The following is a 25,091-nucleotide window of genomic DNA, read 5'->3' as shown; positions in this document are numbered from 1 at the left end:
TCATTCCGGGCCGCGCGGGCCGCCCGGTAGGTTGCCCCACATGTCACCGATCCCGACGCCGCTGTTACCCGAAACCCGACGTGCGCTCGTCCACCGGCTGGCCACTGGTCAGGTAGCGGGTCGGGCGCCTTCGGTCGTCGCTGCCGTGGTGCGTGATGGCCGTCCGGTGTGGGTGGACGGGTGGGGAACTGTGGACGGCAGGGTGCCGGATGGCGACCTCCAATACCGGATCGGCTCGATCACCAAGACCTTCCTGGCGGTGCTGGTGCTGCGCCTGCGCGACGAGGGGCAACTCGCGCTTACCGACCCGCTGGCCGAGCACCTGCCCGGCACGGCGGCGGGCCAGGCCACGGTCGGTGCACTGCTGGCGCACACCGCCGGGCTGATCGCCGAGGCGCCCGGCCCGTGGTGGGAACGGACCCCGGGCACGCTGCGGCCCGACCTGGCCGACCTGCTGGGCAGCGAACCGCAGGTACATCCGTCCGGACAGCGACACCACTACTCCAACCCCGGCTATGCGCTGCTCGGCGCGCTGGTGCAGCGGGTTCGCGGGCAGGCTTGGGGCGAGGTGCTGCGGCGCGAGGTGCTGGAGCCACTCGAGATGACCCGCACCACCCTGCTGCCGGTCGCGCCGCATGCCACGGGCTGGGCGGTGCATCCCTGGGCCGATGTGCTCCTGGCGGAGCCCGCCGTGGAAACCGGCCTGATGGCCCCTGCCGGGCAGCTGTGGTCGACCGTGACGGACCTGGCCCGGTTCGCGGCGTTCCTCATCGACGGCGACGACCGGGTGTTGCATCCGGACACCGTCGCGCAGATGCGCACCCCGGCGAGCCCACCGGAGGCGACGGACCGGGACAGCGGCTACGGGCTCGGCATGCAGTTGCTGCGCCGCGACGGCCGGTTGTTGGCCGGGCACACCGGCTCGATGCCGGGCTTCGTCGCGGCCGTCTGGGTCAGCCCCGACGAGGCTCTGGGCGCGGTCGTGATGGGCAACGTGACCGCCGGCCTGTCCGCCGGTGCTCTCGCCGCTGATCTGCTGCAGACGGTCGCCGAGCGGGAGCCCCGGATCCCCGCGCCGTGGCGACCGCTGCCCTCGGTTGACCCACAGCTACTGGATCTCGCCGGCCCGTGGTACTGGGGGCCGGCCCCGTACGTGCTGCGCCCGCAGGCTGATGACTTCCTGGAGTTGACCCCGCTGTCCGGCGGGCGCGGCACCCGGCTGCGCCCCACCGGCGACGGCGACTGGGAGGGGCTCAACGGCTACTTCGCCGGCGAACGGCTGCGGGTGCACCGCGACGCGACCGGCGCCGTCAGCCACCTCGATCTTGGCACCTTCGTCTTCACCCGGCAGCCCTACGACCCTGCGGCGCCAGTGCCCGGCGGCGTCGACCCGGCCGGCTGGCGGGCCGGCTGACCTCACGAGCGCACTGATCTTGAGGATCATCTGCGGCGGCGCAGCCGGCCGGGCTCGATTTCGGGTCACTCCTCCGGCGCGATCAGCCGGTCGTCGGTGGCGTCGCGGACCGTGATCGCCTCCACCGGGCACGAGTTGGCGGCGTCGACGATGGCCTCGGCCGGGGCGACGACGTCGGCCAGCGGCGCGGACAGGTCGCCGACCAGGTGGAAGTGCTCGGGTGCGGTCCCGACGCAGACGCCCGTGCCCATGCAGCGGCGGGCGTCCACCCCGATCCGCCATGCGGTGCTCACCAGGCCACCGGCATGCCGAGCAGGCCCCGCACCAACATGCCCCGCTTCCACTCCAGCTCGGCCTCCGGAACGGCGAGCCGCAATCCGGGTAGGCGAGTCACGAGGGTGGCCACAGCGACCTGCAACTCCATGCGGGCCAGCTGCGCGCCGACGCAGTGGTGCACGCCGTGCCCGAAGCCCAGGTGCGGGTTCTGCTCGCGGTCGAGATCCAGCCGGTCGGGGTCGGCGAAGACCGTACCGTCCCGATTCGCCGACGACAGTGAGCCGAGAACCGGCTCACCTGCCCGGACCAGCACCCCGCCGACCTCGACGTCCTCCTTGGCGTACCGGGCGAAGGAGGAGCCGACGCCGAGCGGCACGTACCGCAGCAGTTCCTCGACGGCGGCCGGCACCAGCGACGGGTCGGCCCGCAGCCGAGCGAGCTGGTCCGGATTGTGCAGCAGGACGTAGACGAAGTTGGGAATCTGGGTCACCGTGGTCTCGTGGCCGGCCGCGAGCAGCCCGCCGGCCAGCTCCACCAACTCGGTCTCGCTGAGCCGATCCTGATTCTCGTCGCGGGCCCGCACCATCGCGCCGAGCAGGTCGTCGATCCCCGGCTCGCGGCGGCGCTCGGCGACCAGGTCACCCATGTAGCTCCAGAGACTGTTCAGGTACTCCTGGATCGTTTCCGGGGGCAGCGAGGTGGTCGAGACGATCGCCTCGGACCAGATGTGGAAGCGGTCGCGGTCGGCGTACGGGACGCCGAGCAGCTCGCAGATCACCTGGATCGGCAGCGGCGTGGCGACGTGCTCCACCAGGTCGGCCGGAGAACCGAGCCGGATCATGTTGTCGACAAGCGCGTCGGCGATCTCCTGGGTTCGGGGTCGCAGCGCCTCAACCCGACGTGCCGTGAACGCCTTCGCCACCAGCCGGCGCAGCCGCGTGTGCTCGGGCGGATCCATGGTCAGCATGCCGCTGTCCTGCTGGCGTTGGGTGAGCCTGGGCTCGTCGCGCTGAACGGCCGGGGCGCGGCCGAACCGCACGTCGCCGAGGACCGTACGGACGTCCTCGTACCGGGTGGCGAGCCACGCCTCCTCGCCGTAGGGGAGCTTTACCCGGGTCATCGGCTCGGTCTCGCGCAGCTCGCCATAGGTCGGATCGACGACGAGGCGGTCGGGCACACTGAACGGGTAGGGCCGTGCGGGCGGAACGGTTCGGCTCTCGGTGGTCTGCGCGCTCTCCGTCATCCGGATTTCCTTCGTCGAGACGGCGTGATCCTCAGGCCGGCACCACCTGCGTAGCGGCGCCGGATTGCCAGCGGCCAGGTCTTACGAACAGCACACATCAACGCTCGGTGATTCACCGATACCGGATCGTAGCGGCAGGCGTCGATGATCGCCATGGAGGCTGGTCCGCGTCCGTACGCGACAGCACTCTCGCGGCGACCTGCCTGCGGGCCTCGTCTCGACGACCGGCGCAGTCGTCGGGAACGGTCGTACGCCCACTGTGGTTATTGCGGGTCGGATCGGGCTGGCATGATCAATCGGTGCGGTTGATGATGCTCGCGACAGGGCCGATTCTGCTGTTGTGGCTCAACATGTCGCGAGCGCCGCGAATCCGATGGCTGGTTGCGCTGTTCCTCGCAGGGTTGACCGCGCTCGCCGCCACACTCATTTATTTCCTGCCGCGTGGCCTGTTGGAGATCTCGCTTGTGTGCGTGGCGGTGGTCGCGCTGACGGTGGCTGCCGCCCGCCTGCACGAACGCCGCCGACTCGGCCCCGGCCACAGGCCCGGGAACGTCGTGTCGACGTACCTGCTCGCCGGCTGGTTGCTGGTGCTGCTCTGTTGTGGCGTACTGCTCGGGCGACCAGGGCCATTCTTCCCGGCAGCCGACAAGGTGCTGCCGCTGCCCAACGGACTGCAAGCCACGGTCCTTCCGTCGGATGACGGCGACTGCGGCTCAGGATCGTGCCAGCGGAGGATCACGGTTACCGGCCGAGCCGGTCAATCCGGCGAAGACCTCTACGCGGAGGTGAAGCGGCACGTCGAGGCACGAGGGTGGGGTCGGGGGTGCCGACCTGTTGGCTGGCTGCTGGACCGGAGCACGGAATGCGTCGATCTGGCCATGGACGCCGGTCAGGTGACGATCATCCTGTCCGGCAACCGGGACGACCTCCGACAGGTGACGACAATCAACTGACCGGCGCACTCCGCACAGTGGATGGCAGTCGAGGCCGTGACCGGAATCGAACCGGCGTGCGCGGTTTTGCAGACCGCTCCCTGACCACTCGGGCACACGACCAGGCAGAAGCACCCGCGGAGGGAATCGAACCCCCGCCACCCAGCTCCGGAAGCTGGTGCTCTGTCCGCTGAGCTACGCGGGCAAGCCGTGGGAGTGGAGAGATTCGAACTCCCTGAGCGCGAACGCACCGGGGTTACAACCCGGCCCACCTCACCATCGGTGGCGCACTCCCGTGGGGTGACTGGCGGGTACTGACCCCGCGACCTCCCGGGCCACAACCGGGCGCTCTACCACTGAGCTACAGCCACAACTACGGCCCGAAGGCCAGTGCCCGTACCTGGACTCGAACCAGGGCGACCCGCTGTGTGGGAGCGGTGCTCTGCCAGCTTGAGCTACAAGGGAATGGTCGCGCGTGCGGGGCTTGAACCCGCTCCATCGCCCAAAAAATATGCAACGTCTTTCCAGATCTCACGCCGTCGAATTTTGTTGATCGTTTGCGGACGCACGTCGAAAACGGGAGCAAGCTGCTCCCCGGACAGGTTGGACGCCCTGATCTCAATAACGTCGGCTGCCGTAAGCTTCGTCCGTTTATCTAGCCCTAGATCTTTCGCTTTCGGGCGGGGCGGCGAGTTGCCCATAACCGAACGCGCGTTGCGTACCCCGAGCTGGTGTCGAACCAGCGACCCCCGGCTTGTCGAACCGGTGCTCTCCCGCTGAGCTATCAGGGCGTGATGAGGGGGTCGGCCGCGGAGTGTGCTGCCGCGCTTGCGCCTGGCACTCCCGGTGCCAGGGCCGACCCGAACGGATAGGGACGTGGTGGCGGGGGCGGGATTCGAACCCGCGAGCTCCGGCTTATGAGGCCGGCGAGGACGACCGAACTCCTCTACCCCGCAAGTGCCGCCGAAGGGAATCGAACCCCCGCAGTCCGGATTAAAAGTCCGGAGCCCGGCCATCAGGCGCCGGCGACATCGTGCTGCGCCCCGCTCTGTTCGCTGCGCCAGCGGGGCACGGTGGTACGCCGCCGGAGGGTCGAACTCCGGTCCCCGGATTAAGAATCCGGTGCTAAGCCACTCAGCTAGCGGCGCTTGGCGGTGAGGGAGGGAGTCGAACCCCCAAGGCCCTGCGGCCCTGTCCGCTTTCGAGGCGGCGCCCGTCACCTATCGGGTGGCCTCACCATGAGTCGGGATGGCCGGGCTCGAACCGACGGCCTCCGGTCCACCAGACCGGCGCGCCACCGACTGCGCCACACCCCGATGCGTACCCCCGGCGCGATTCGAACGCGCGACCCCCAGATCCGTAATCTGGTGCTCTATCCGCTGAGCCACGGGGGCATGGTGTCGTCGGAGGGAGTTGAACCCACGATCTCTGCGTTATCAGCGCAGTGCCTTAACCAGCTTGGCCACGACGACATGGCGGAGAGGGAGGGATTCGAACCCTCGGCGGTGTCACCCGCTCCGCGTTAGCAACGCGGTGCCATCGGCCGGACTAGGCGACCTCTCCGTGGCGCTGACGACGGGACTCGAACCCGCGACCGCCTCGCTGACAACGAGGTGCTCAAGCCGCTGAGCTACGCCAGCATGGGACCGGCCGGAAGCCGGTGAGTGCGCTCGGGGGGAGTCGAACCCCCACGCCTTTCGGCACACGGACCTGAGCCGTGCGTGTCTACCTGAGTTCCACCACGAGCGCGTGGTGCCGACGCCCGGGGTCGATCCGGGGGCCTTCCGGTTATGAGCCGGATGCTCTGCCGTTGAGCTACGTCGGCTTGGTGCCCTCGACACGAGTCGAACGTGCAACTACGGCCGCCTCACGACCGCGCCTCTTCCGTTGGGCTACGAGGGCATGGTGAGCTCCGGGAGCAGGAATCGAACCTGCGACTGTACCGGGATCCAAAGTCCCGTCGCCCCTGCCAGCAGAGCATCCCGGAACGGTTGAGCGGCCGGCGGGCACCGACCCCGCTTCTTCGGTTTGGAAGACCGACGTGTCCGCCGAGTTCACCACGACCGCGTGGCATTTTCTTTGCGTAGGCCGTACGGGGCTCGAACCCGTAACCTCCTGGCTGAGAACCAGGTGAGCTGCCAGCTTGCTCCAACGGCCCATGGAACCGGCGGGGATCGCGGTCGCGAATGCGTGGAGAAGAAGGGATTCGAACCCTCGACCTCCGGTCTGCCGAACCGGCGCTCTCCCAACTGAGCTACAACCCCGTGGTCCGGGACCGGGGTGTCGAACCCCGTGTCTCTCGCTCCCAAAGCGAGCGGGTCAGCCGTCTCCCTCGTCCCGGAGATAGTGCCCCCGGCCGGCCCGTGCAGGCGCCGGCCGGGGTCTTGCTCATGCCATCCACTGTGGAGTTGAGAATGTGCGGCGCCACCGGCCGCGGCCGTGGCGAAAAAGCAGGGGCGGCAGGACTCGAACCTGCAACCTTCGGTTTTGGAGGCCGGTGCTCTCCCAGTTGAGCTACGCCCCTATCAAGGTGCTTCAGTAACGAGAAAGCCGCCCTGCCCCGGTCGGGGTGGGCGGCTTCGCAGCTTGCGCTGGCGCTATTCGCGCCGCCACCCCGGCTTCCAGTTTTGCTCACTCGCGCACAGATCGTGGGCTCGCCCGATCGAGGGCAGCACGACACCGCCGCGCGGCGTGAACCGCGTGGTTTCGGTGTAGGCATACTGCGACACGGGGAACTCCTTGGGTTGGTCGGAACGGCCTTGCTCATTCAAGGTAGGCGCTGTGCGAAGCGGATGGCAATGGATATTCCGAGCTGCCGCCAGGTGACTCACCGGGTCCGACCGACAACGACGGCACTCGGGCCCGGAGCCGATGGCTCCGGGCCCGGTCAGCGTCCTGAGGCGAAGGGCTGGTACGTGTTACCGGTCAGGGGCTGGTGCAGGAGAGGTTGCCGGGCGCCGCGCTGCTGCTGCCGTTGGCCAGGAAGCCGAAGGTGGTCGAGGCGTTCGCGCCGAGAGACCCGTTGTACTCGGCGTTGCGGACGCTGACTGTCCCGCTGGTGCCGGTGTTGATGCCGTTCCAGACATTGGCGATGGTCTGCCCACTGGCCAGCGTCAGCCGTACGGTCCAGCCGCTGAGGGTGGCGGAGCCGTTGTTGGCCACGGTGACCTCGCCCTGGAAACCACCGTTCCAGTTGTTGACCATGCGGTACGTCGCGCCACAGCCACCCGGCGGCGGCGTGGTCGGCGGGGCACTCGTCGGCGGAGCAGACGTCGGCGGAGCACTGGTCGGCGGAGCAGACGTCGGCGGAGCACTGGTCGGCGGAGCAGACGTCGGCGGAGCACTCGTCGGCGGTGTGCCCGGCACCGTGGTGGAGGCGGCGTTGAGAGCGTTGAGGACTGCGGTGTACGCCGCCTTGGGGTTGCTGTTGCGGTCGAAGAGCAGCGGGTTCTCGTTGCCGCGCCAGGAGTCGCTGTCCCGAATGCCCCACGTCGTGATGCCGACGCAGCGGGGGACGTTCATGCAGGCCTGGGTCAGGCCCTGGTACTGGCTGGTCGAGGCGTTGGTGACGTCGGCCTCGGTCAACGCCACGTCGACCCCGAGGGCGGCGAAGCTGGACAGCGTCTGCTGGAAGTTGCTCGGCAGTGAGCTGCCACCGGTGAAGTGGGTCTGCAGGCCGACGCAGTCGACCGGGACGCCCCGGGCCTTGAAGTCCCTGATCAGGTTGTAGACGCCCTGCGTCTTGGCGTACGTCCAGTTCTCGATGTTGTAGTCGTTGTAGCACAGCTTGACGCTCGGGTCGGCGGCGCGCGCGGTCCGGAACGCCACCTCGATCCAGTCGTTCCCGGTGGCCTGCAGGTTCGACGACCGCCGGCTGCCGTTCTCGGCGTAGGCCTCGTTCACCACGTCCCAGTAGGCGAATTTGCCCTTGTAGTGGGCCATGACGCCGTTGATGTGGCTGACCATCGCGGCCCGCAGGGCGCTGCCGCTGAGACTTCCCCAGAACCTGGGCTGCTGGCCGTGCCAGGCCAGGGTGTGACCACGGAACCGCATGCCGTGCTGGGTGGCCCAGTTGTAGATCGCGTCACCGCGACGGAAGTCGAACTGGCCGGGGTTGGGCTCGGTCGCGTCGGGCTTCATCTCGTTGACGGCCGTCATCATGTCGAACTCGCGGTCCGCGATGGTCAGGAAGCCCGAGTCGGTGAGACGGTCCGACCCCATGGCGGCGCCGAAGTACCGGCCGCTGCGCTCGGCGGCGGCTTTCAGGGTGGTCCCGGGCGGACCGCTGAGGTCGGCGCGGGCGAAGGTCGCCAGGGCCATCGAGGACACGGTGATCGCCAGGGCGCAGGCCCCACCCAGAAGCAGCCTGGCGGCACCCCTGGGTCGGCGTTTCGGTTGAGCGGGTACGTCGTTCATCTGTGCGTTCTCCTCGGTGTGCTGTCTGGTCCATTGCCGATGCGGGGCACGGAACCGACGTTCGCTGCACGGCCGACGAACGGAGCACCGCGCTCGCCACTGGACCAGCACGCCGCAGGTAACGCCGAGCCGGCGCCAACCCAGCCGCGCCCGAATCGGTGGCCACCGCTGGCTGCCCGGCCCGCCCGGTGGATGGTGAGCACTCCGCGCCGTACGCCCGTGCGGAGTGACACTGCCCTGCCCGGGATGATATATCGAATCAATTCGATCCGCGCCCCCGGTAATGGTGGTGCGGCCGACCTGCTGGTGCCGCACACTCACCCACATGGCGACGTCACCGAGCAGCGTCGGGGAGCTGACCGGCAGGATGCGTTCGGGCGCCCGGGTGAAGTTCCTGTTCTTCTGGGGCCACCAGCCGCAGCGCGACGGCGGCATCGGGGCTGGGTGCTTGAGTCAGTGGTGGCCGGCGCCGTTCACCATCGACGGGCTGCTCTTCGCCACAGCCGAGCACTACATGATGTGGCGCAAGGCCACGCTGTTCGGTGACCGGGCGACGGCCGCCCAGACTCTGACGGTCACGCACCCGCACGCCGCGAAGACCCTTGGCCGGCAGGTCACCGGCTTCGACCAGAGGGCATGGGAGCAGCACCGCTACGACATCGTGGTGACTGGCAACGCGGCGAAGTTCGGCCAGCATCCTGCGCTGCGCAGCTACCTGCTGGGCACCGGCGAGCGGGTGCTTGTGGAGGCCAGCCCGCTCGACCGGGTCTGGGGAATCGGCCTGGCCGCAGACCACCCGCACGCCACCGACCCCGCCCGGTGGCGAGGGCTGAACCTGCTCGGCTTCGCACTCATGCGAGCCCGCGCGGCCCTACGCGAACAGGGACCAACCGAGGGGTAGGAGTTCGACCCGCCGTACCAACTGCCCGAACAGGTCGAATCGAGTCGAATTCGACATGATCCACAGTGGGTCTTCCGGCGTTGACTCGGAGCCGGGAAAGCGCAACCCTGTGGAAGCGCTCCCATCGTCGAGCTCCTATGCGAAAGGAATGCTCGTGCGTCCCACCACCGCTCTACTCCCGGTCGTGCTCGCCACGGCCCTCGCCGGTCTGGCCCTGCCAGAACCCGCCCTGGCCGCGGCCGGCCCGGCGCTCACCGTCGACACCACCGCCGCCCGCCACCAGATCAGCCCGTACATCTACGGCATGAACTTCGCCGACCAGGTTCTCGCCCAGGATCTGCGGCTGCCGGTGCACCGCTACGGCGGCAACGCCACCACCCGCTACAACTTCCGTGCCGACACCACCAACCGCGCGGCAGACTGGTATTTCGAGAACATCCCCAACGACAACCCGAGTCCGGACGACCTCCCGGAGGGCTCGGAGACCGACCGGTTCGTGCAGCAGAACAAGGCCACCGGCGCGGCCACGGTCATGACCATGCCGATGCTCGGCTGGATCGCCAAGGACCGGTCGCGGGCGTGTGGCTTCAGCGTCGCCAAGTACGGCCCACAGCAGTCCACCGACACCTGGGCCCCGGACTGCGGCAACGGCATCAAGCCGGACGGGTCACCGATCACCGGCACCGATCCGGAGGACACCAGCGTCGCCGTCGGCCCGGAGTACGCCACCGACTTCGTCAACCACCTCAAGGGGCAGTTCGGCGCCGCCGCCGACGGTGGGGTCCAGTTCTACAACCTGGACAACGAGCCGGACCTGTGGCACTCCACCCACCGCGACGTCCGCCCGACCGGGCTGGGCTACGACGAGCTACGCGACCGCACCTACGAGTACGCGGCCGCCATCAAGGCTGCCGACCCCGGCGCGAAGACGCTCGGTCCCGTCGGCTGGGGCCTGAACTCGATCCTCTACTCGGGCCTCGACCAGGACACCTGCTCGCGCACCGGCTGCTGGTCGAACCCACCGGACAAGGCCGCGCACGGCGGCCAGGACCTCGGGCCGTGGTATCTGGACCGGATGCGTGAGTACGAGCAGCAGCACGGCACACGCATCCTCGACTACTTCGACGTCCACCTCTACCCGCAGCAGGCCGGCGTGTTGGGCGACGCGGCCGGCGACGCCAACACCCAGGCGCTGCGACTGCGCTCGACCCGCCAACTCTGGGACCCGACCTACGTGGACGAGAGCTGGATCAACAGTCCGGTCCGGTACATTCCGCGCCTGCGCGAGCTGGTCGACCAGCACTACCCGGGCACGAAGATCGCGATGACCGAGTACAACTGGGGCGCCTTCGGGTCGCTCAACGGCGCGCTCGCCCAGGCCGACGTCCTCGGCATCTTCGGCCGCGAAGGACTCGACCTGGCCACCCTCTGGACCGCACCCACGGCCGACCAGCCGGTGGCCAACGCGTTCCGCGTCTTCCGCAACTACGACGGCAAGGGCGGCGCGTTCGGCGAGACCTCCGTCCAGGCGACAAGCGCCGACCAGGGCAGGCTGGCGGTGTACGCCGCCGAGCGCAGCGCCGACAAGGCGCTCACCCTGGTCGTCGTCAACAAGACCGGTGACGACCTGACCAGCCCGGTCGCCCTCACCGGCGCCTCCGCCAGCACCGCCCAGGTCTACCGTTACAGCGGGGCGAACCTCGCCGGCGTCGTCCGGGAGGCCGACCTGCCGGTGACCGCCAGCGGCCTCACGGCCACCTTCCCGGCCAACTCGATCACCCACCTGGTGCTGCCGCGCGGCACCACGCCCGGCGACACCCAGGCGCCGACCGTCCCGGGCAAGCCGACCGCCGGCACGATCACCGGCGACAGCGTCGCGCTGACCTGGACGCCGTCCACCGACGACACCGCCGTCACCGGCTACGACGTGCACCGGGTCGACACCGCCGGCCCGGTGAAGGTGGGCAGCGCCACCGGCACCACGTACACCGTGACCGGGCTGACGCCGGACACGCCGTACACCTTCGTGGTGACCGCCCGGGACGCGGCGGGTAACGTCTCGGCGGCCTCGCCCGGCCTGGCCGTGCGGACCGCGCCCACCGCCCCGACCGCAACCTGCACTGTCGGCTACACGGCTTACAATTGGTCGGGCGGCTTCACCGCGGCCGTGACGATCAAGAACACCGGCACCACCGCGATCGACGGCTGGAAACTCGCCTTCGACTTCCCCACCACCGCTCAGAAGGTCGACCAGGGCTGGTCGGCGACCTGGAATCAGAACGGAACGAGCGTCACCGCGGACAGCATGAGTTGGAACGGCAAACTCGCTCCCGGCGCGTCCACCAGCATTGGCTTCAACGGCAGGTGGAGCGGCACCAATCCGGCACCAACCGCCTTCGACCTCAACGGTCAACGCTGCGGGTGACCTGAGAGACACCTCCTCCGCGGCACACCCGCGGAGCAGTCCGGAGGGGGCCGGGGCGCAGCAGCGCCCCGGCCCCCTCGCTCCCGAGTGGCGACACTGCCCGCCGTCCCTACGACGCCCGGGCGCGGTTACGGCGGTGGTGGACGATCAGCGCGACCGCGCAGAGCAGCGCCACCAGGCCGAACGCCGAGCTGATCCACTGGTTGTCCGCCGCGGTCGACAGCACCACGTTGGCCGCCGCGCTGACGAAGAGCACCAGCCACAGCAGCGGGCGTAGCCGGCCGCCCGGCCTCTTCGGCGTGTCGACCGGGGCCTCGGTGATGCGGTACGGATCGGTCATGGCTGCCTCCTCGGGCGTTCGATCCTCGACGCCGTCAACGCTAGGCGGGCGGCGCGGCGGGGACGATCCCGCCAACTCGACGACAGTGGTACAGCAGGCTGTACCTTCCGCGCAGGGCGTTGCCGGGCGGGTTCCGCGGTGGCCTATGTTGGCGAGGGAGGTGGGTCGATGACGTACGTGCGGAGCCGGGTTCGCGCCTCGGTCGACGCCCTGGAGCACCTCGTCGGAGGGCTGGGCACCGCCGCGCTGGCCCTGGGCGCGCTGCTCTGGGCGGCGATCGTGGCGGTGGCCTGCCTGGGCGGGGTGGGGCTGCTGGCGGCACCCGGCGCGTTGCGGGCGGTGCGCTCGGTGGCCGACCGCGAGCGGGCCCGACTGTCCCGCTGGGGCGAGCCGATCCCCACGCCGGGGCCGGTGCCGGCCGGGTTGCGGACGGCGACGCGTGATCCCTTCGTCCGCCGGGAGCTCGGCTGGGTCGGGTTGTCCTCGCTCGTCGGCCTGGTGACCGGGCTGGTCGGCCTCGTGCTGCCCCTCTCTGCCGTCCAGTACGTCACATTCCCGCTGTATTACCGGCTGCTCCCTGCCGATGCCGGCGAGCCGGGGATCGTCTGGTGGCGCATCGACGGACTGCCCGACGCACTCGTGGTCGGGTTGCTCGGGGTGGGCTGGCTGGCCGCCGCGATCTGGTTCAGCCCGGTCCTGGCCCGTCTCCAGGCGTGGCCGGGCCGGTTGCTGCTGCCTCCGCCGCCGGGTGTCGACCTGTCGCTGCGGGTGGCTGAGCTGACCGCCACCCGCGCTGCGGCGCTGGACGCCCACGCGGTCGAGCTGCGCCGGATCGAGCGTTCGTTGCACGACGGCACCCAGAATCGGTTGGTCGCGGTCAACCTGTTGCTGGGGGCCGCGCGGCGGGCCGCGCGCCGCAATCCGGACCGCGCCGACGAGATCCTCGGGCAGGCGCAGGACGCTGCGGAACAGGCACTCGGCGAGCTTCGTACGGTCGTGCGCGGGATCCTGCCGCCCGTGCTGGACGACCGGGGTCTCGCCGGCGCGCTGGCGGGCCTGGCCGCCAGCTGCGTGGTGCCCTGCCGACTCGAGGTGGACGTGGCTGTGCGGTGCGCGGCCTCGGTCGAGGCCACCACGTACTTCGTGGTGGCCGAGGCGCTGACGAACGTCGTCCGGCACAGCGGTGCAAGCCAGGTGGACGTGGCCGTGCGCCGCGAGCGCGGCCGGCTGCTGGTGTGCGTCGAGGACGACGGGCACGGCGACGCGGACGAGAAACGTGGCTCGGGGCTGACCGGTATCCGCCGGCGGGTCGAGGCGTACGACGGGCTGATGACACTGACGAGCCCGCCGGGAGGGCCGACGAGAATGGACGTGGAGCTGCCATGCGGATCGTGATCGCCGAGGACGACCCGCTGCTGCGTGAGGGGTTGGCTCTGCTGCTGCGGGCGGAGGATCTGGACGTGGTCGCCACGGCCGGTACTCCAGGCGAGTTCCTGGTCGCCGTCGACGAACACGCGCCGGACGTCGCGATCGTGGACGTACGGATGCCGCCGACCCACACCGACGAGGGCATCGTGGCCGCGGTGGAGGCCCGGCGGCGCCGCCCCGGCCTCGCGGTGCTGGTCCTGTCGGCGTACGTGGAGCAGGCCTTCGCCACCGACCTGTTCTCGGTCGGCGCCGTCGGGCTCGGTTATCTGTTGAAGGAGCGGGTGGGCCGGGTCGAGGAGTTCCTCGCCGCGCTGCACCGCGTCGCGGACGGCGGCAGCGTGATCGACCCGGAGGTGGTGGCGCAGTTGCTCGCCCGCAACCGCCGGACGGACACGGCGCTGGGCGAGCTGTCGCCGCGTGAGCGTGAGGTACTGGGGTTGATGGCCGAAGGGCTTGGCAACAGCGCGATCGCCGGGCGGCTGTTCGTCACCGACGGCGCGGTGCACAAGCACATCCGCAGCATCTTCTCGAAGCTTCAGCTTCCACCGGACGACCATGCCGACCGCCGGGTCACCGCGGTGCTGCGCTACCTGAACGGTGATCAGCGGTAGCGCCTGCTGTACCCGGACCTGGCAGCCCACGGGATGGTCGCCGTTCTCGCACGTCAATAGCGTTTCTGGTGCGCGCAGTTCTTGCCGATGACACGGAGAGAGGCCACCAGAATGCCGGACAATCCGGGACAGACCATCGAACCGGCGGTACGCGTCGAACACCTCACCCGGGTGTACGGCGCCGGCCGTAACCAGGTGACCGCGCTAGCGGGCATCGATGTCGGCTTCGACCGGGGCACCTTCACCGCGGTGATGGGGCCCTCGGGCTCCGGCAAGAGCACGCTGCTGCAGACCGCGGCCGGGCTCGACCGGCCCACCTCCGGTCGGGTGGTCATCGGAGGCACCGACCTGTCGGGGCTGTCCGAGACCCGCCTGACCGAGCTGCGTCGTACCCGGATCGGGTTTGTCTTTCAGGCGTTCAACCTGATCGGCGCGCTCACCGTCGAGGAGAACATCGTGCTGCCCCTGCGCCTGGCCGGCGTCCGTCCGGACCGGGCCTGGCTGGCCCAGGTGGTCGAGCGGGTCGGCCTCACCGACCGACTGCACCACCGGCCGGCCGCGCTCTCCGGCGGCCAGCAGCAGCGGGTGGCGATCGCCCGGGCGCTGGCCACCCGCCCCGAGGTGATCTTCTCAGACGAGCCTACCGGCGCCCTCGACTCGCGGACCGCGGCGGAGGTGCTGACGCTGCTTCGCGCGGTCGTGGACGAGAACGGGCTGACCGTGGTGATGGTGACCCACGATCCGATCGCCGCGTCGTACGCGGACCGCGTGCTCGTGTTGGCCGACGGTGCGATCGTCGCCGACCTGCCGCAGCTCGGAGCCGCCGGTATCGCCGAGCACCTGGCCTCGCTGGATCGGCGGGTCCTGCGATGACCGGCCTCGCCGCCCGCCTGCTGCGGCACCGCGTCGGCCCCGCCGCCGCGACCCTGCTGGCCCTGATCGCCGGCGTGCTGATCCTGGTATCGATGGGCACGCTCGTCGAGTCCGGGCTGCGTTTCCGCACGGAGCCACGGCTCTGGGCAACGGCCGACGTGGTCGTCGCCAACCGCACGGTCAGCCACACGTTCAAGGAGTTCGGCGGCGACACCACCACGAGCACGGTCACGCTGCCCGAGGGCGGCACTGTGGACGCGGCCCTGGTGGACCGGATCCGCCAGGTGCCGGGCGTCGCGGCCGTCACCGGCGACGAACGGGTGCTGATCGGCTCACCCGCTGCCGTGGGACACGGCTGGGACACGTACGCGTTCACCGGTCGTCCCATCGGCGCGGGTGCCGCGCCACGAGCCGACGACGAGGTGCTTGTCGACACCCGTCTCGGCGTGGCACCCGGCGACCGCATCGACCTGGTCGTCGGCGGGGTCAGCCGGTCGTACCGGGTGAGCGGAACCGCCGAGACCGGTTCGGCGGCGGTGTTCTTCACCGACGTGCAGGCCGCCCGGTTGTCCGCCCACCCGGGCCGGGTGGATGCGATCGGCGTACGGATGGTGCCCGGCGCCGACCTCGGCCCGGTACGCGAGATCGCGTCGGCGGCCGGCGCCACGACGTACGCCGGGAAAGACCGTGGGAACGTCGAGCAGTCGGAGGACCAGGCCGCCCAGACGTTGCTGATCGAGGTCGGATCGGTTTTCGGCGGGTACGTCGTCCTGCTGATCGTCTTCGTGGTGGCCGGCACTATCGGGCTGTCCGTCCGGCACCGTCGACGTGACCTGGCGCTACTACGCGCGGTCGCGGCCACGCCGGGGCAGGTGCGCCGCATGTTGGTAGCCGAGGCCGCGCTGCTCGCCCTGATCGGCTCTGCGATCGGCGGCCCGGCCGGCCTGTTGGCGGCCCGCTGGGTGCACGGCGAACTGGTCGGGCGGGGGTTCGTGCCGGCCAGCTTCCCGATGACCGGCGGCCTGTTCGCGGTGCCGGCCGCGGTCCTCGTGGCGGTCCTCGTGGCGGTGCTCGCCGCGTTGGTCGCCGCACGCCGGGTCACCGGGATCAAGCCGATCGAGGCGCTCGGCGAGATCGCTGTCGAGCCTCGGCGTAGCGGCCGGGTGCGGCTGATCGCCGGCGTGCTGACGCTGGTGGCGGCCACCACCTCCGGGGCGTTCACGCTCGGTGCCGCCGGGTCGACCGGGGCACTGGCCGGCGCGGTCGGCATGCTGTACCTGTTCGTCATCGCGGTGGCGCTGCTCGCACCGAGGATCAACGCGTACGCGGCACGCCTGCTCACACCGTTGTTGCCGCGGATGTGGCGGGTCAGCGGCTACCTGGCTGCGGCCAATCTGCGGGCCAACGCGCAGGGCATGGCGACAGTCCTGACCGCCCTCGTGCTGTCCGTGGGGTTCGGCGGATCGGTCTGGTTCCTGCAGAACAACCTGGAACGGCAGACCACCACGCAGAGCAGCGCGGGCACCCTCGCCGAGCGGGTGCTTGTCGCTCCGGGTGGGCTGCCGGCGGACGCGGCGCGGGAGATCCGTGAGTTGCCCGGGGTGCAGGCGGCCACCGGTGTGCACCGCACGCAGGTGGTGGTGCGGGCGCTCGGCGGAATCGAGCCGGTCAGCGCGCAGTCGGTCGACCCGGCGGGCATCACGTCGACGATGGACCTCGCCGTGCGCGAGGGCAACCTGGCCGACCTGCGCGCCGGCACTGTCGCCCTGTCTGCCATGCAGGCGTCCACTTCCGGCTGGGACGTCGGCGACCAGGCGGAACTCTGGCTGGGCGACGGCACCCCTGTCACGTTGGACGTCATCGCGATCTACGGCCGTGGCCTCGGTTTCGGTGACGTCACGCTGGCCGCCGAGACGGTCGCCGAGCACACGGCCGGGGGTACCGACGACGAGATCCTGGTCCGCGCCGGCCCGGAGGCCGACACCGCGTTGGCCACGTGGTCGGCTGGGCATCCGGGCACCGAGGTTCTCGACGCCACCACCCGTACCCGCCTGATCAGCACCGATATGGCGTTCGGCGCCTGGCTGAACCGGCTGCTGATCGGCGTGATGGTGGGGTACGCGGCGCTGGCGGCGGCGACCACGATGGTGCTGGCCGCGCTGGCCCGCCGCCGCGAGTTGGCGTTGCTGCAACTGGTCGGGGTCACCCGCCGTCAGATTCGGAGGATGGTCCAGGCCGAACAGGCCGGGCTGCTCGGCACCGCGGTGCTGATCGGCGCGACGATCGCGGCGCTGACCCTGAGTGCGATCGTCAACGGACTGACCGGCAGCCCGATCCCGTACGTCCCGCCGCTCGGTTGGGTGGCAGTGCTCGGCGGCACCACACTGCTGGCGTTGACAACCACTGTGTTGCCCGTCCGACGGCTGCTCAGCGCTCCTCCGATCGACAACATCGGGGTGAAGGAGTAGGCGTCGCGGCTCGGAGTTCGGCGGCCGTGCCGCCTCCGCGGCAGCGCGGAGGCGGCACGGCCGCCCTGGTGTCCCGGCGACGAAAGCGAGATGAGGAACGATTGTTCTTGACCGATTCTCGACCTACGCGGCGGACAGCGGACGAACCATGACCGTGCCCGTCGATGACGGGTGGGCTTGAGTCACCCTCGCATCAGACGGTCGATCGTCCCTTCACCGAAAAGGGGTCCCCACGGCAAGCCGCCATCGTCATCATTAATGAAGGCCACCGTCGGATCTGTGGCGCGCGCTGACTGCCAGAACGTCAGCACCGGGTCGTCGAGCACATCCAGCTCCAACTCGCCGACAAGTAAGGACTGAAGCTGGTCGAGATCGGGATGCCACTGCCGCATTCCTTCCTGGAGCCGGGCCTGGGCTCTCCGCATCTGGTGGAGGTCTCCCCCACCGGAGAATTTAAGCAGGTCACGCCAGTTCGGCAAAGCGACAATCGTGGCCAGAGTGATCGCCAGGCTCGGTCCGATGAGGCCCGCGCTACCCTCCGAGTCCGCGTACAGAACGGGACGCGACGACGCTTCGGTACCTACCAAAAAGAACCGACCCCCCGTGCTGTCACAGGCGATCACACGCAGACTCACGCTCGAAGACAGCCGCGCCGTGGATGCGTCGACGGACACCACATCCTCAACGTCAAACTCGACGAGCTCGCGTAGGAGACCCGAGACCGATGGTGCTGCCGCGATCCTGCGTAGCAATGAGATGTCGTCGAGCATTCGCAGAGGGTACAGCCGGCCCGGCGAACTCATCGGCACGTGAGCGGACGTCATCCGACATGACGTGAACGGCGCCGCCAACCCCCTGGACCCCAGCGTGAGTAGGGGAAAGCCCACGGCCCGCCGACCCAGATGAGCGCGGTTGTCGGAGGGTATCGTCGCTGGCATGCCGCTGCCCGAACTGGTGCCGATTGCGCGCGAACCGGGGTACCACACCGACCGGATAGGCCGATACGCCGGCGGCCAGTTCTACGCGGCGATACACGGCGCGCATCGCGATGACGACCATCCGTCGGATCCGGACCGGGAACGGGTCCGCTGGTACGCCTACCTGCACCTGTTCGACGTCGACGGCCGCCACTGCCGGTCTGACATCTCGCTGGTGGCCACCGCGCCGTACCTGCGCGGTGAGCTTGGTGAGCACGCCGAAGCCTGCCTGGCTGGTCTGCTCGATCAGCTACCCGAACGACGGTACGGCGACATCGCCATCCAGCTGTTTCGCGTGGTCCACGACGGTGTCACGTTCGGCTTGATCGACGAGTCTGACGCTGAGCGGGGCGACCGGGTCGAGTTGTACCCGGACCGCCTCGGGTTCACCGAGCCGTGGGACGGGCTCTACAGCACCTGACCGTCGAGCACCGCCAGCATCGCGTCGCGCCTCTGCAGCCAGGTGTCCAACCGTGTCCAGTCGCGTCCAACATCCGACTCGCCGCCCCCGCCCCATTGCGACGATTGCCGTCCGGCCCGGGACGTCCAGCTCCTGACCCGGCCGACCAGTCCCCTCGTGATGGGAGCGGTGCATGTCAGAACGTATTGTCAGCCACCCGCGAACGACAAGACCAAGCCGCAGGTCCCTGCTCGCGACGACACTCGCCGTCGTGGCGTCGGTGGCTTTCGTCCCGACGGCCGCAGCGGCCGGGCCGGTCGACCGGCCGGCCCAGCCCGGGGGCGCGGCGGATCCGGCCCGCACCGAGGGCCGGGCGACCCTGGCTTCCGGCGGCGGCGGCGCCGACCGGAAGCGGGCGGACGGGGCGGCGGACATGGCCGAGGCGATCGCCGCGCAACGGGGCATCAGCCGCGATGCCGCCGAGAAGCTGCTCGGTGCCGAGAACGCCAGTGTGCGACTCGCCAACCAGTTGACCACCGAGCTGGGTGCCAGCTCGGGCGGCGCGTACCTGTCCAACGGGGACCTCATCGTCACGGTCACCGACGCCGCGGCTGCCAAGAAGGTGACCGCCGCTGGCGCGAAGGCGCGCCTCGTCGCTCGTGGCGAACGGCAACTCCAGAAGATCCAGCGGGCGCTGGAGGCCGCGCCGAGTGAACCGAACACGACCTGGGGGGTGGACCCGGAGACCAACCAGGTGGTGGTGAGCCTGCCGGCGTCGGGGGCGAAGAACGCCGCGCAGAGCTCGGCGGCGCGCACGTTCGGCGCGGCGGTGCGGTTCGAGACCACCGCCGGCGAGATCCAGCCGAACGTCGGGATCTCCAGCGCGGACGCGTTGGGCGGTTGCTCGGTCGGCTTCACCGCCACCGACTACACCTTCAACTACATCATCACGGCCGGCCACTGCACCCAGGGCTACCCGCACTGGACACTGCCCAACGGCCAGGACGTCGGGCCGTCGCTGGAGAGCAACTATCCGGAGGACGACTACGGCCTGATCTGGATGAACGGTCCGTCGGTCTGGGCGACCGGCACCATCAACCTGTGGAACAACACGAGCCGCAGCATCCACGGTTGGGCGACGGCCGTGAGCGGGCTGTCGGTGTGCAACTCGGGCAAGACCACCGGATTCAGGTGCGGCTCCGTGCTCAGGACCAACGTGACGGTCAACGGCGCGGGCGGCACCGTACGCCAGATGGTCGAGACCAACATCTGCACCCTCGGCGGCGACAGCGGTGGGCCGCTGTTCGCCAGCAACACCGCGTACGGGCTGAACTCGCACGCCAACCGGGTCGGCAGCCAGTGCAACTCCACGCCGAAAACCTGGCACCAGCCAGTGGGAGAGGCGATCACCGGATACCAGGTCGTCATCTACGGCGCGCCGTGACGAACGGCGACGAGCGAAGGAGACAGGGATGAGAAAAGCATTCAGCAGAGCCGCACGCCTCACCGCCGCGGCCGTCATGGCGACGACGGTGGCCCTGACCGTGGCCGTCGGTCCCGCCCAGGCCGACCTCTGGACGCACACCGACGGGTTCGAGGGGAACCCGGCAGCGGTGTGGGAGTTCCACCGCTCCGGGGCCGGGAGCGGAGCCTACGAGCTGGGCACCGGAACGGCGCATTCCGGTTGGAACAACGCCATTCTCACGACCTCGGCCGGCGGCTGGTCCGGGGTGGGCAAGCTGCTCACCGTGGGGCCGCGTACCGCCGGACACAACACCACCTGCGGCGGCGGGTTCTTCGTCCGGGCGGTCAGCGGGTCGGCGGTGCTCAACGTCGAGGTGATCGACCCGGCGAGCTGGACCTACCTCGCGTTGCGCACCGTCCGGATCACCGACACCGCCTGGCGGCGGCATGACGTGGCCAGCTACGCCAACGGTCCGACCCAGGTGTTCTTCCGGATTTCCCTGCTCGGTGGCAGCGGTGCCGTGCGGGTGGACGACATGGCCTTCCAGTGCTCCTTCTACCGCTCCTGAGCAGGTGAACCACAGCGGGGCCGGCGCTCGTCGCGCCGGCCCCGCGAGGTACGCCCGCCCCTCGGCGGCACCGAGGGTGCGGCTTACCGCGACGTGGTCAGGCCGTCTCGGTGATCGGTCGATCGACCCAGCTCATCATCGCCCGCAGAGCGCGGCCGGTCTCCTCGATCGGGTGGGCCGCTGCCTGCTCCCGATACTTGGTGAAGGTGGGCCGGCCGGCGTCGTCCTCGGCGATCCATTCCCGAGCGAACTCGCCCGACCGGATCTCGGCCAGGATGCGGACCATCTCCTCCTTCACCCGAGCGTCGATGACGCGTGGGCCGCGGCTGTAGTCCCCGTACTCGGCGGTGTCGGAGATGCTGTACCGCATCCGCGCGATGCCGCCCTCGTACATCAGGTCGACGATGAGCTTCAGCTCGTGCAGGCACTCGAAGTAGGCGATCTCCGGCTGGTAGCCGGCCTCCGTGAGCACCTCGAATCCGGTGGTCACCAGTGCCGTCACACCGCCGGCGAGAACCGCCTGCTCACCGAACAGGTCGGTCTCGGTCTCGTCGGCGAACGTCGTGTGAATGGCACCGGCCCGGGTGCCGCCGATGGCGGCGGCATAGGACAGGGCGAGCGCAAGAGCCCCTCCGGTGGCGTCCTGCTCCACCGCGACGAGCACCGGCACCCCCTTGCCGTCGACGAACTGTCGGCGTACGAGATGCCCCGGCCCCTTCGGCGCGATCATCGCGACGTCCACATCCGACGCGACAGTGATGAATCCGTACCGGATATTGAAGCCGTGGGCGAACAGAATCGCGTCGCCGGCCCGCAGGTGAGGAGCGATCTGGTCCGCGAACAGCGTCCGCTGCACCGTGTCGGGTGCCAGGATCATGATGGTGTCGGCCCACTGGGCCGCCTCGTCCGGGGTGAGCACCGACAGGCCCTCCTCCTGGGCCTTGGCGCGACTCCGAGAGCCCGCCGGCAGGCCGACCACGACCTCCACCCCGGAGTCGCGCAGTGACAGCGCGTGCGCGTGCCCCTGGCTGCCGTACCCGATGACGGCGACCTTGCGCCCCTGAATGATCGACAGATCGGCGTCCGCGTCGTAGTACATGTCAACTGTCATTACTGCCCCTCCAAGCCGCCGCCCACAAGACGGCCTCGTCGACTGACGACGATAGGGCGGCCGAATGGAGGAAGACTTGACCATGACTGGGTCCACGCGCCGCAGGTGTGCGCGGTGCGGCGACTTCCCGCGTCCAGTGCGCGTCCACTCGATCTCCAGTACGCCGACCTAGCCTGCTTCAGGGATAGGTGAGCAGAGTGGTTTCACGATCTGAGGAGATTCCGCGTGTTGCACCGGTTCCACCCGTCAGACAGTGGCCGCCTCCGGATGCGGGGAGTGCTCGCCGCGATGACCGTGACGGTGCTCACCGGCGGGGCGCTGACCGCCTGCTCGGCCGATGACGGTCCGGAGGGCAGCATCGACGCTTTCGTGGCCGGTTGGCGCAAGGGTGACCTGCGGGCGGTCGACTTCGTCGGCACCACGGGCGCCACGCTGTCGGCGGCCGAGGTGACCCGGCAGCTCAGGGAGTTGTCCGGCGAACTGGCCGCGACCCCGCCCGCGGTCGCCCGGCAGGGAGACCCGAAGGTCGACGACGGCACGGCGACCGGCACCATCACTGTGGACTGGACGCTGCCCGGTGACACCCACTGGACGTACGACCGGCAGGTGCGGCTGACCCGGAAAGACGACAAGTGGCAGGTGATCTGGGAGCCGCAGCTGGTGCAGGAGAAGCTCGCCAACGGCGACCAGCTGGCCCTGCGTCGGGACGCCGCTCGCCGCGGCGAGGTCCTGGACGCAGCCGGCGAGCCGATCGTGGAGCCTCGGCCCGTGGTGCGGGTCGGCGTACAGCCGAACCAGGTGACCGACGTGCAGAAGCTGGTCGGCGAGTTGGACGCCGCATTCCGGGCGATCCGTCCGGCGCTGGTGCCCGCCGTCGACGTCGCCGACCTGCCCAGTCGGCTCCCGAAGGCCGCCCCGGACGCGTTCGTTGAGGTGGCGACGCTGCGCGACGAGGCGTACCAGCAGATCAGGACCCGCCTCCAGGCCCTGCCGGGCACCACATTCCAGACCGAGAAGCTGGACCTCGCCCCCACCCGGGAGTTCGCCCGCGCACTGCTCGGCTCGGTGGACGCGGTGCAGGCCGACGACCTGTCTGCCCACCCCGGCAAGTACGTAGTCGGTGATCTGATCGGTCAGGGCGGTCTCCAGGAGCGTTTCGACGACCGGCTGCGCGGCAGCGCCGGGCTCACGGTGACGGTCGAGCGGCCGGGTCAGGACGGCAAGCTGGCGCCGACCGGCACCGAGCTGTTCCACCGGGATCCGGAGCCGGGGCAGGCGGTGAAGACCACTCTCGACGTCGGGATCCAGAACGCGGCGGACGCGGCGCTGGTTGCCGAGCCGCAGCGAGCCGCCGTGGTGGCGGTGCGGGTGAGCGACGGCGCGGTGCTCGCCGCCGCCAACGGGCCGGGCGCGGCCGGGGAGAACCTGGCCTTCACCGCCCAGGTCCCACCGGGTTCGACGTTCAAGATGGTCAGCGCGGTCGGGCTGCTCGACCGCGGTGCGGTGACACCGGACGCCGTGGTCGACTGCCCGAAGACCCTGAAGGTGCAGGGCCGCTCGTTCAAGAACTCCAACGACTTCGCGCTTGGCCGGGTGCCGTTCCGCACCGACTTCGCCAAGTCCTGCAACACGGCCTTCGCGTCCCTGGCACCGACGCTGGGGGGCGACGGGCTCGCTCTCGCCGGCCGCTCGCTGGGGTTGGAGGGGCAGTGGGACGTCGGCGTCGACGTGTTCACCGGCAAGATTTCGGCGAATGGGTCCCCCGACGAGCAGGCTGCTGCCATCTTCGGGCAGGGCAAGACCGTGGTCAGCCCGCTGGCCATGGCCGCCGCCACGGCCGCCGTCGCTCGGGGGCGGTTCGAGCAGCCGAAGCTGCTGCTGGACCCGGCCCCGGCCGCACCGGCCGCCGCCGCCGGCCTCAAGCCGGGTTCGGTCGAGGCGGTCCGGGCCATGATGCGCGAGGCGGTCACCGTCGGCACCGCCACCGCGCTCAAGGACGTGCCGGGCCAACCGGTGTACGGCAAGACCGGCACCGCCGAGTACGACAACGACCCGGCCCACACCCACTCCTGGTTCGTCGGCTGGCAGGGCGACGTGGCGTTCGCCGTCTTCGTGGAGGGTGGCGGATCCAGCACCGAGTCCGCCGTCCCGATCGCGGAACGGTTCCTTCGCGCCCTCGCCCGCTGACCGGAGAGAGCACTGTGGACACCTCAATGCCGGCCGGCACCCTCAACGAGGAGGCCGCGAACCGAGATCCCCGGGACAGCCCCGCCCGTGCCCGTCGCAGTCCCCGCGGCCGGTTCACACGCGGGCTGACGGTCGTCCTCACGCTGGTCGTGGTGGCCGTCCTGGCCGTGTACGGGTGGCCGCTGCGTACCGACGAGCTTCAGCGCGCGGCGCCGGAAACCCTGAGCTTCGCCGTGGCGAGTGAGCGGGCCACGCGGACCGCCTCGGCGGAGTCCATCGATCCTGAGGTGCGCCCGGAGTGCCGGAGCCAGTTCCTCTCCCACGGACGTACGAGCGCGAAGGCTGTTCTTCTGCTGCACGGCTACACCGACTGTCCCACGCAGTACCGTGGCCTGGCGAAGCTGTTCTTCGACCGGGGCTACAACGTCTGGGTGCCACGAGCGCCACGGCACGGTGTCACCGACCGGTCCGCGCAGGCGACGCTCGACGCCAACGAGCTGGTCGACTATGCGAACGACGCGATGAACGTCGCGGCCGGCCTGGGCGACTCGGTCGGTGTGGTGGGCATCTCCGGCGGCGCGGTGTTGGCCACCTGGCTTGTCGGTCACCGTCCCGATGCGGTGCACCGTGCTCTGCTGCTGTCGCCCCTCTACAAACCCGACCCCGCTCAGGTCCCTGACCTGGCGGTCAAGCCTCTCGTCGTCCTCTTCGGGTCGCACCTTGTCCCGGACCGGGTCAACGCCGACGGCTTCTCGTCCGCGGCGCTGTCGCAGTACCTGCGCATCGTCCGCAACTTCGCGACCGACCCGAGGAGCCCGCACCTGCGCGAGCTGGCGATCGTCACCTCGCAGGACGACGACGTCATCGACCGACGGGCGGCCGTCGACATTCCGAAAGACATCGCTGATCGAAACGACACCGCATTCTCGGTGCACGAGTTGCCGCGCGAACTCGGCATCGGGCACGACATCGTCGACCCCGACGGATTACGGGGCAGGGCCGACGAGATCAATCAGTGTTATCTCGATCTCTACGAGGGGAACTAAGGTCTGCGTC

General features: G+C 70.0%; 20 protein-coding genes and 23 tRNA genes. 13 read left to right on the top strand and 30 right to left on the bottom strand.

The genetic code is table 11. The features are described from left to right. Positions 1-40 precede the first annotated feature (40 nt). Positions 41-1,414, top strand: coding sequence for a serine hydrolase domain-containing protein (locus AB0B57_RS04630; protein WP_357065090.1), 1,374 nt, complete (start codon positions 41-43; stop codon positions 1,412-1,414). Between the two features lie 65 nt (positions 1,415-1,479). Here the strand turns inward: AB0B57_RS04630 and AB0B57_RS04625 are convergent, their stop codons facing one another. Both AB0B57_RS04625 and AB0B57_RS04620 read right to left on the bottom strand, forming a co-directional pair. Next, positions 1,480-1,707: a ferredoxin gene (locus AB0B57_RS04625; RefSeq protein ID WP_357065088.1), complete on the bottom strand. Its 228-nt coding sequence runs from the start codon at positions 1,705-1,707 to the stop codon at positions 1,480-1,482. Next, the gene (locus AB0B57_RS04620) at positions 1,704-2,933 is read right to left on the bottom strand and encodes a cytochrome P450 (RefSeq protein ID WP_357065086.1); all 1,230 of its coding nucleotides are present in this window, start codon (positions 2,931-2,933) and stop codon (positions 1,704-1,706) included. Before AB0B57_RS04620 ends, AB0B57_RS04625 begins: the two co-directional genes overlap by 4 nt. A gap of 299 nt (positions 2,934-3,232) precedes the next feature. Between AB0B57_RS04620 and AB0B57_RS04615 the strand changes: the two genes are divergently transcribed. Beyond that, positions 3,233-3,886 (top strand): hypothetical protein, encoded by a 654-nt coding sequence (locus AB0B57_RS04615; protein ID WP_357065085.1) that lies wholly within the window; start codon positions 3,233-3,235, stop codon positions 3,884-3,886. Between the two features lie 31 nt (positions 3,887-3,917). Here AB0B57_RS04615 and AB0B57_RS04610 read toward each other — a convergent pair. From AB0B57_RS04610 to AB0B57_RS04490, 25 genes are all read right to left on the bottom strand, one after another. Continuing rightward, positions 3,918-3,988 (bottom strand) — tRNA-Cys (locus AB0B57_RS04610). Between the two features lie 9 nt (positions 3,989-3,997). After that, positions 3,998-4,070, bottom strand: a tRNA-Arg gene (locus AB0B57_RS04605). Positions 4,071-4,076: 6 nt separating this feature from the next. After that, positions 4,077-4,160: transfer RNA gene (locus AB0B57_RS04600), tRNA-Tyr, on the bottom strand. A 1-nt stretch (position 4,161) separates the two neighbouring features. Then, positions 4,162-4,236 (bottom strand) — tRNA-His (locus AB0B57_RS04595). Positions 4,237-4,584: 348 nt separating this feature from the next. Next, positions 4,585-4,656 (bottom strand) — tRNA-Val (locus AB0B57_RS04590). An 86-nt stretch (positions 4,657-4,742) separates the two neighbouring features. Then, positions 4,743-4,821 (bottom strand) — tRNA-Met (locus AB0B57_RS04585). Positions 4,822-4,823: 2 nt separating this feature from the next. Next, positions 4,824-4,895 (bottom strand) — tRNA-Lys (locus AB0B57_RS04580). 44 nt (positions 4,896-4,939) lie between these two features. Further along, positions 4,940-5,013: transfer RNA gene (locus tag AB0B57_RS04575), tRNA-Lys, on the bottom strand. A 1-nt stretch (position 5,014) separates the two neighbouring features. Then, a tRNA-Ser gene (locus AB0B57_RS04570) sits at positions 5,015-5,103 on the bottom strand. Between the two features lie 5 nt (positions 5,104-5,108). Further along, positions 5,109-5,181, bottom strand: a tRNA-Thr gene (locus AB0B57_RS04565). Positions 5,182-5,186: 5 nt separating this feature from the next. Beyond that, positions 5,187-5,259 (bottom strand) — tRNA-Arg (locus AB0B57_RS04560). A gap of 1 nt (position 5,260) precedes the next feature. Further along, a tRNA-Ile gene (locus AB0B57_RS04555) sits at positions 5,261-5,337 on the bottom strand. 1 nt (position 5,338) lies between these two features. After that, positions 5,339-5,428: transfer RNA gene (locus AB0B57_RS04550), tRNA-Ser, on the bottom strand. 1 nt (position 5,429) lies between these two features. After that, positions 5,430-5,505: transfer RNA gene (locus AB0B57_RS04545), tRNA-Asp, on the bottom strand. A 25-nt stretch (positions 5,506-5,530) separates the two neighbouring features. Continuing rightward, positions 5,531-5,614 (bottom strand) — tRNA-Leu (locus AB0B57_RS04540). A 1-nt stretch (position 5,615) separates the two neighbouring features. Further along, positions 5,616-5,690: transfer RNA gene (locus tag AB0B57_RS04535), tRNA-Met, on the bottom strand. A gap of 1 nt (position 5,691) precedes the next feature. Further along, positions 5,692-5,767 (bottom strand) — tRNA-Leu (locus AB0B57_RS04530). An 8-nt stretch (positions 5,768-5,775) separates the two neighbouring features. Continuing rightward, positions 5,776-5,852: transfer RNA gene (locus AB0B57_RS04525), tRNA-Gln, on the bottom strand. 7 nt (positions 5,853-5,859) lie between these two features. Beyond that, positions 5,860-5,932 (bottom strand) — tRNA-Gly (locus AB0B57_RS04520). Between the two features lie 17 nt (positions 5,933-5,949). Continuing rightward, positions 5,950-6,023 (bottom strand) — tRNA-Glu (locus tag AB0B57_RS04515). Positions 6,024-6,056: 33 nt separating this feature from the next. Further along, positions 6,057-6,129, bottom strand: a tRNA-Ala gene (locus AB0B57_RS04510). Position 6,130: 1 nt separating this feature from the next. Further along, positions 6,131-6,206 (bottom strand) — tRNA-Pro (locus tag AB0B57_RS04505). Between the two features lie 110 nt (positions 6,207-6,316). After that, positions 6,317-6,389: transfer RNA gene (locus AB0B57_RS04500), tRNA-Trp, on the bottom strand. Between the two features lie 73 nt (positions 6,390-6,462). Continuing rightward, positions 6,463-6,594 carry a hypothetical protein gene (locus tag AB0B57_RS04495; protein WP_357065083.1) on the bottom strand — a complete coding sequence of 44 codons (132 nt, stop codon included), beginning with the start codon at positions 6,592-6,594 and terminating at the stop codon, positions 6,463-6,465. A gap of 196 nt (positions 6,595-6,790) precedes the next feature. Then, positions 6,791-8,281 (bottom strand): endo-1,4-beta-xylanase, encoded by a 1,491-nt coding sequence (locus AB0B57_RS04490; protein WP_357065081.1) that lies wholly within the window; start codon positions 8,279-8,281, stop codon positions 6,791-6,793. A 325-nt stretch (positions 8,282-8,606) separates the two neighbouring features. On the opposite strand from AB0B57_RS04490, the gene AB0B57_RS04485 reads away from it, so the two are divergent. Together AB0B57_RS04485 and AB0B57_RS04480 are read left to right on the top strand one after the other, a co-directional pair. Next, positions 8,607-9,182 (top strand): NADAR family protein, encoded by a 576-nt coding sequence (locus tag AB0B57_RS04485; protein WP_357065079.1) that lies wholly within the window; start codon positions 8,607-8,609, stop codon positions 9,180-9,182. A 154-nt stretch (positions 9,183-9,336) separates the two neighbouring features. Further along, positions 9,337-11,607 (top strand): glycoside hydrolase family 44 protein, encoded by a 2,271-nt coding sequence (locus tag AB0B57_RS04480; protein WP_357065078.1) that lies wholly within the window; start codon positions 9,337-9,339, stop codon positions 11,605-11,607. Positions 11,608-11,716: 109 nt separating this feature from the next. On the opposite strand, the gene AB0B57_RS04475 is transcribed toward AB0B57_RS04480, so the two are convergent. Next, positions 11,717-11,947, bottom strand: coding sequence for a hypothetical protein (locus AB0B57_RS04475; RefSeq protein WP_357065076.1), 231 nt, complete (start codon positions 11,945-11,947; stop codon positions 11,717-11,719). Between the two features lie 168 nt (positions 11,948-12,115). Between AB0B57_RS04475 and AB0B57_RS04470 the strand changes: the two genes are divergently transcribed. The 4 genes from AB0B57_RS04470 to AB0B57_RS04455 all read left to right on the top strand — a co-directional run bounded on the left by AB0B57_RS04470 (position 12,116) and on the right by AB0B57_RS04455 (position 17,327). After that, positions 12,116-13,342, top strand: a complete 1,227-nt coding sequence (locus AB0B57_RS04470) for a sensor domain-containing protein (RefSeq protein WP_357065075.1) — start codon at positions 12,116-12,118, stop codon at positions 13,340-13,342. Further along, on the top strand, positions 13,330-13,986 hold the full coding sequence (locus AB0B57_RS04465; protein WP_357065074.1) for a response regulator transcription factor: 657 nt from the start codon (positions 13,330-13,332) through the stop codon (positions 13,984-13,986). The genes AB0B57_RS04470 and AB0B57_RS04465 overlap by 13 nt, the downstream gene beginning before the upstream one ends. A 111-nt stretch (positions 13,987-14,097) precedes the next feature. Further along, complete coding sequence (locus AB0B57_RS04460) at positions 14,098-14,859, top strand: ABC transporter ATP-binding protein (protein ID WP_357065072.1); 762 nt, start codon at positions 14,098-14,100, stop codon at positions 14,857-14,859. Then, positions 14,856-17,327 (top strand): FtsX-like permease family protein, encoded by a 2,472-nt coding sequence (locus AB0B57_RS04455; RefSeq protein ID WP_357065070.1) that lies wholly within the window; start codon positions 14,856-14,858, stop codon positions 17,325-17,327. Before AB0B57_RS04460 ends, AB0B57_RS04455 begins: the two co-directional genes overlap by 4 nt. 182 nt (positions 17,328-17,509) lie before the next feature. On the opposite strand, the gene AB0B57_RS04450 is transcribed toward AB0B57_RS04455, so the two are convergent. Further along, a complete protein-coding gene (locus tag AB0B57_RS04450; RefSeq protein WP_357065069.1) occupies positions 17,510-18,097 on the bottom strand; it encodes a hypothetical protein in 588 nt (195 codons plus the stop codon). Positions 18,098-18,263: 166 nt separating this feature from the next. Here AB0B57_RS04450 and AB0B57_RS04445 point away from each other — a divergent pair, with 166 nt between their 5' ends. The 3 genes from AB0B57_RS04445 (at position 18,264) to AB0B57_RS04435 (ending at position 20,737) form a co-directional block, all read left to right on the top strand. Continuing rightward, a complete protein-coding gene (locus AB0B57_RS04445) occupies positions 18,264-18,725 on the top strand; it encodes a hypothetical protein (RefSeq protein ID WP_357065067.1) in 462 nt (153 codons plus the stop codon). Positions 18,726-18,975: 250 nt separating this feature from the next. Further along, a complete protein-coding gene (locus AB0B57_RS04440; RefSeq protein ID WP_357065066.1) occupies positions 18,976-20,148 on the top strand; it encodes a S1 family peptidase in 1,173 nt (390 codons plus the stop codon). A gap of 28 nt (positions 20,149-20,176) precedes the next feature. Further along, complete coding sequence (locus AB0B57_RS04435) at positions 20,177-20,737, top strand: hypothetical protein (RefSeq protein WP_357065064.1); 561 nt, start codon at positions 20,177-20,179, stop codon at positions 20,735-20,737. A gap of 97 nt (positions 20,738-20,834) precedes the next feature. On the opposite strand, the gene ilvC is transcribed toward AB0B57_RS04435, so the two are convergent. Next, complete coding sequence (gene ilvC / locus AB0B57_RS04430) at positions 20,835-21,848, bottom strand: ketol-acid reductoisomerase (protein WP_357065062.1); 1,014 nt, start codon at positions 21,846-21,848, stop codon at positions 20,835-20,837. A 267-nt stretch (positions 21,849-22,115) separates the two neighbouring features. Between ilvC and AB0B57_RS04425 the strand changes: the two genes are divergently transcribed. After that, positions 22,116-24,035, top strand: a complete 1,920-nt coding sequence (locus AB0B57_RS04425) for a penicillin-binding transpeptidase domain-containing protein (protein WP_357065572.1) — start codon at positions 22,116-22,118, stop codon at positions 24,033-24,035. 14 nt (positions 24,036-24,049) lie between these two features. Next, positions 24,050-25,081, top strand: coding sequence for an alpha/beta fold hydrolase (locus AB0B57_RS04420; RefSeq protein ID WP_357065060.1), 1,032 nt, complete (start codon positions 24,050-24,052; stop codon positions 25,079-25,081). Positions 25,082-25,091 lie beyond the last annotated feature (10 nt).

This window comes from Micromonospora sp. NPDC049101 (assembly GCF_040648675.1).
GTDB lineage: Bacteria > Actinomycetota > Actinomycetes > Mycobacteriales > Micromonosporaceae > Micromonospora.
The sequence above is the reverse complement of the archived record's forward strand: the minus strand, read 5'-3'. Positions and strand labels throughout refer to the sequence as shown.

Coding starts and splice junctions, on each gene's coding strand:
- AB0B57_RS04630 (WP_357065090.1), top strand. CDS start 41: ATGTCACCGATCCCGACGCCGCTGTTACCCGAAACCCGACGTGCGCTC.
- AB0B57_RS04620 (WP_357065086.1), bottom strand. CDS start 2,933: ATGACGGAGAGCGCGCAGACCACCGAGAGCCGAACCGTTCCGCCCGCA.
- AB0B57_RS04490 (WP_357065081.1), bottom strand. CDS start 8,281: ATGAACGACGTACCCGCTCAACCGAAACGCCGACCCAGGGGTGCCGCC.
- AB0B57_RS04485 (WP_357065079.1), top strand. CDS start 8,607: ATGGCGACGTCACCGAGCAGCGTCGGGGAGCTGACCGGCAGGATGCGT.
- AB0B57_RS04475 (WP_357065076.1), bottom strand. CDS start 11,947: ATGACCGATCCGTACCGCATCACCGAGGCCCCGGTCGACACGCCGAAG.
- AB0B57_RS04470 (WP_357065075.1), top strand. CDS start 12,116: ATGACGTACGTGCGGAGCCGGGTTCGCGCCTCGGTCGACGCCCTGGAG.
- AB0B57_RS04465 (WP_357065074.1), top strand. CDS start 13,330: ATGCGGATCGTGATCGCCGAGGACGACCCGCTGCTGCGTGAGGGGTTG.
- AB0B57_RS04460 (WP_357065072.1), top strand. CDS start 14,098: ATGCCGGACAATCCGGGACAGACCATCGAACCGGCGGTACGCGTCGAA.
- AB0B57_RS04455 (WP_357065070.1), top strand. CDS start 14,856: ATGACCGGCCTCGCCGCCCGCCTGCTGCGGCACCGCGTCGGCCCCGCC.
- AB0B57_RS04450 (WP_357065069.1), bottom strand. CDS start 18,097: ATGCTCGACGACATCTCATTGCTACGCAGGATCGCGGCAGCACCATCG.
- AB0B57_RS04445 (WP_357065067.1), top strand. CDS start 18,264: ATGCCGCTGCCCGAACTGGTGCCGATTGCGCGCGAACCGGGGTACCAC.
- AB0B57_RS04435 (WP_357065064.1), top strand. CDS start 20,177: ATGAGAAAAGCATTCAGCAGAGCCGCACGCCTCACCGCCGCGGCCGTC.
- ilvC (WP_357065062.1), bottom strand. CDS start 21,848: ATGACAGTTGACATGTACTACGACGCGGACGCCGATCTGTCGATCATT.
- AB0B57_RS04425 (WP_357065572.1), top strand. CDS start 22,116: ATGCGGGGAGTGCTCGCCGCGATGACCGTGACGGTGCTCACCGGCGGG.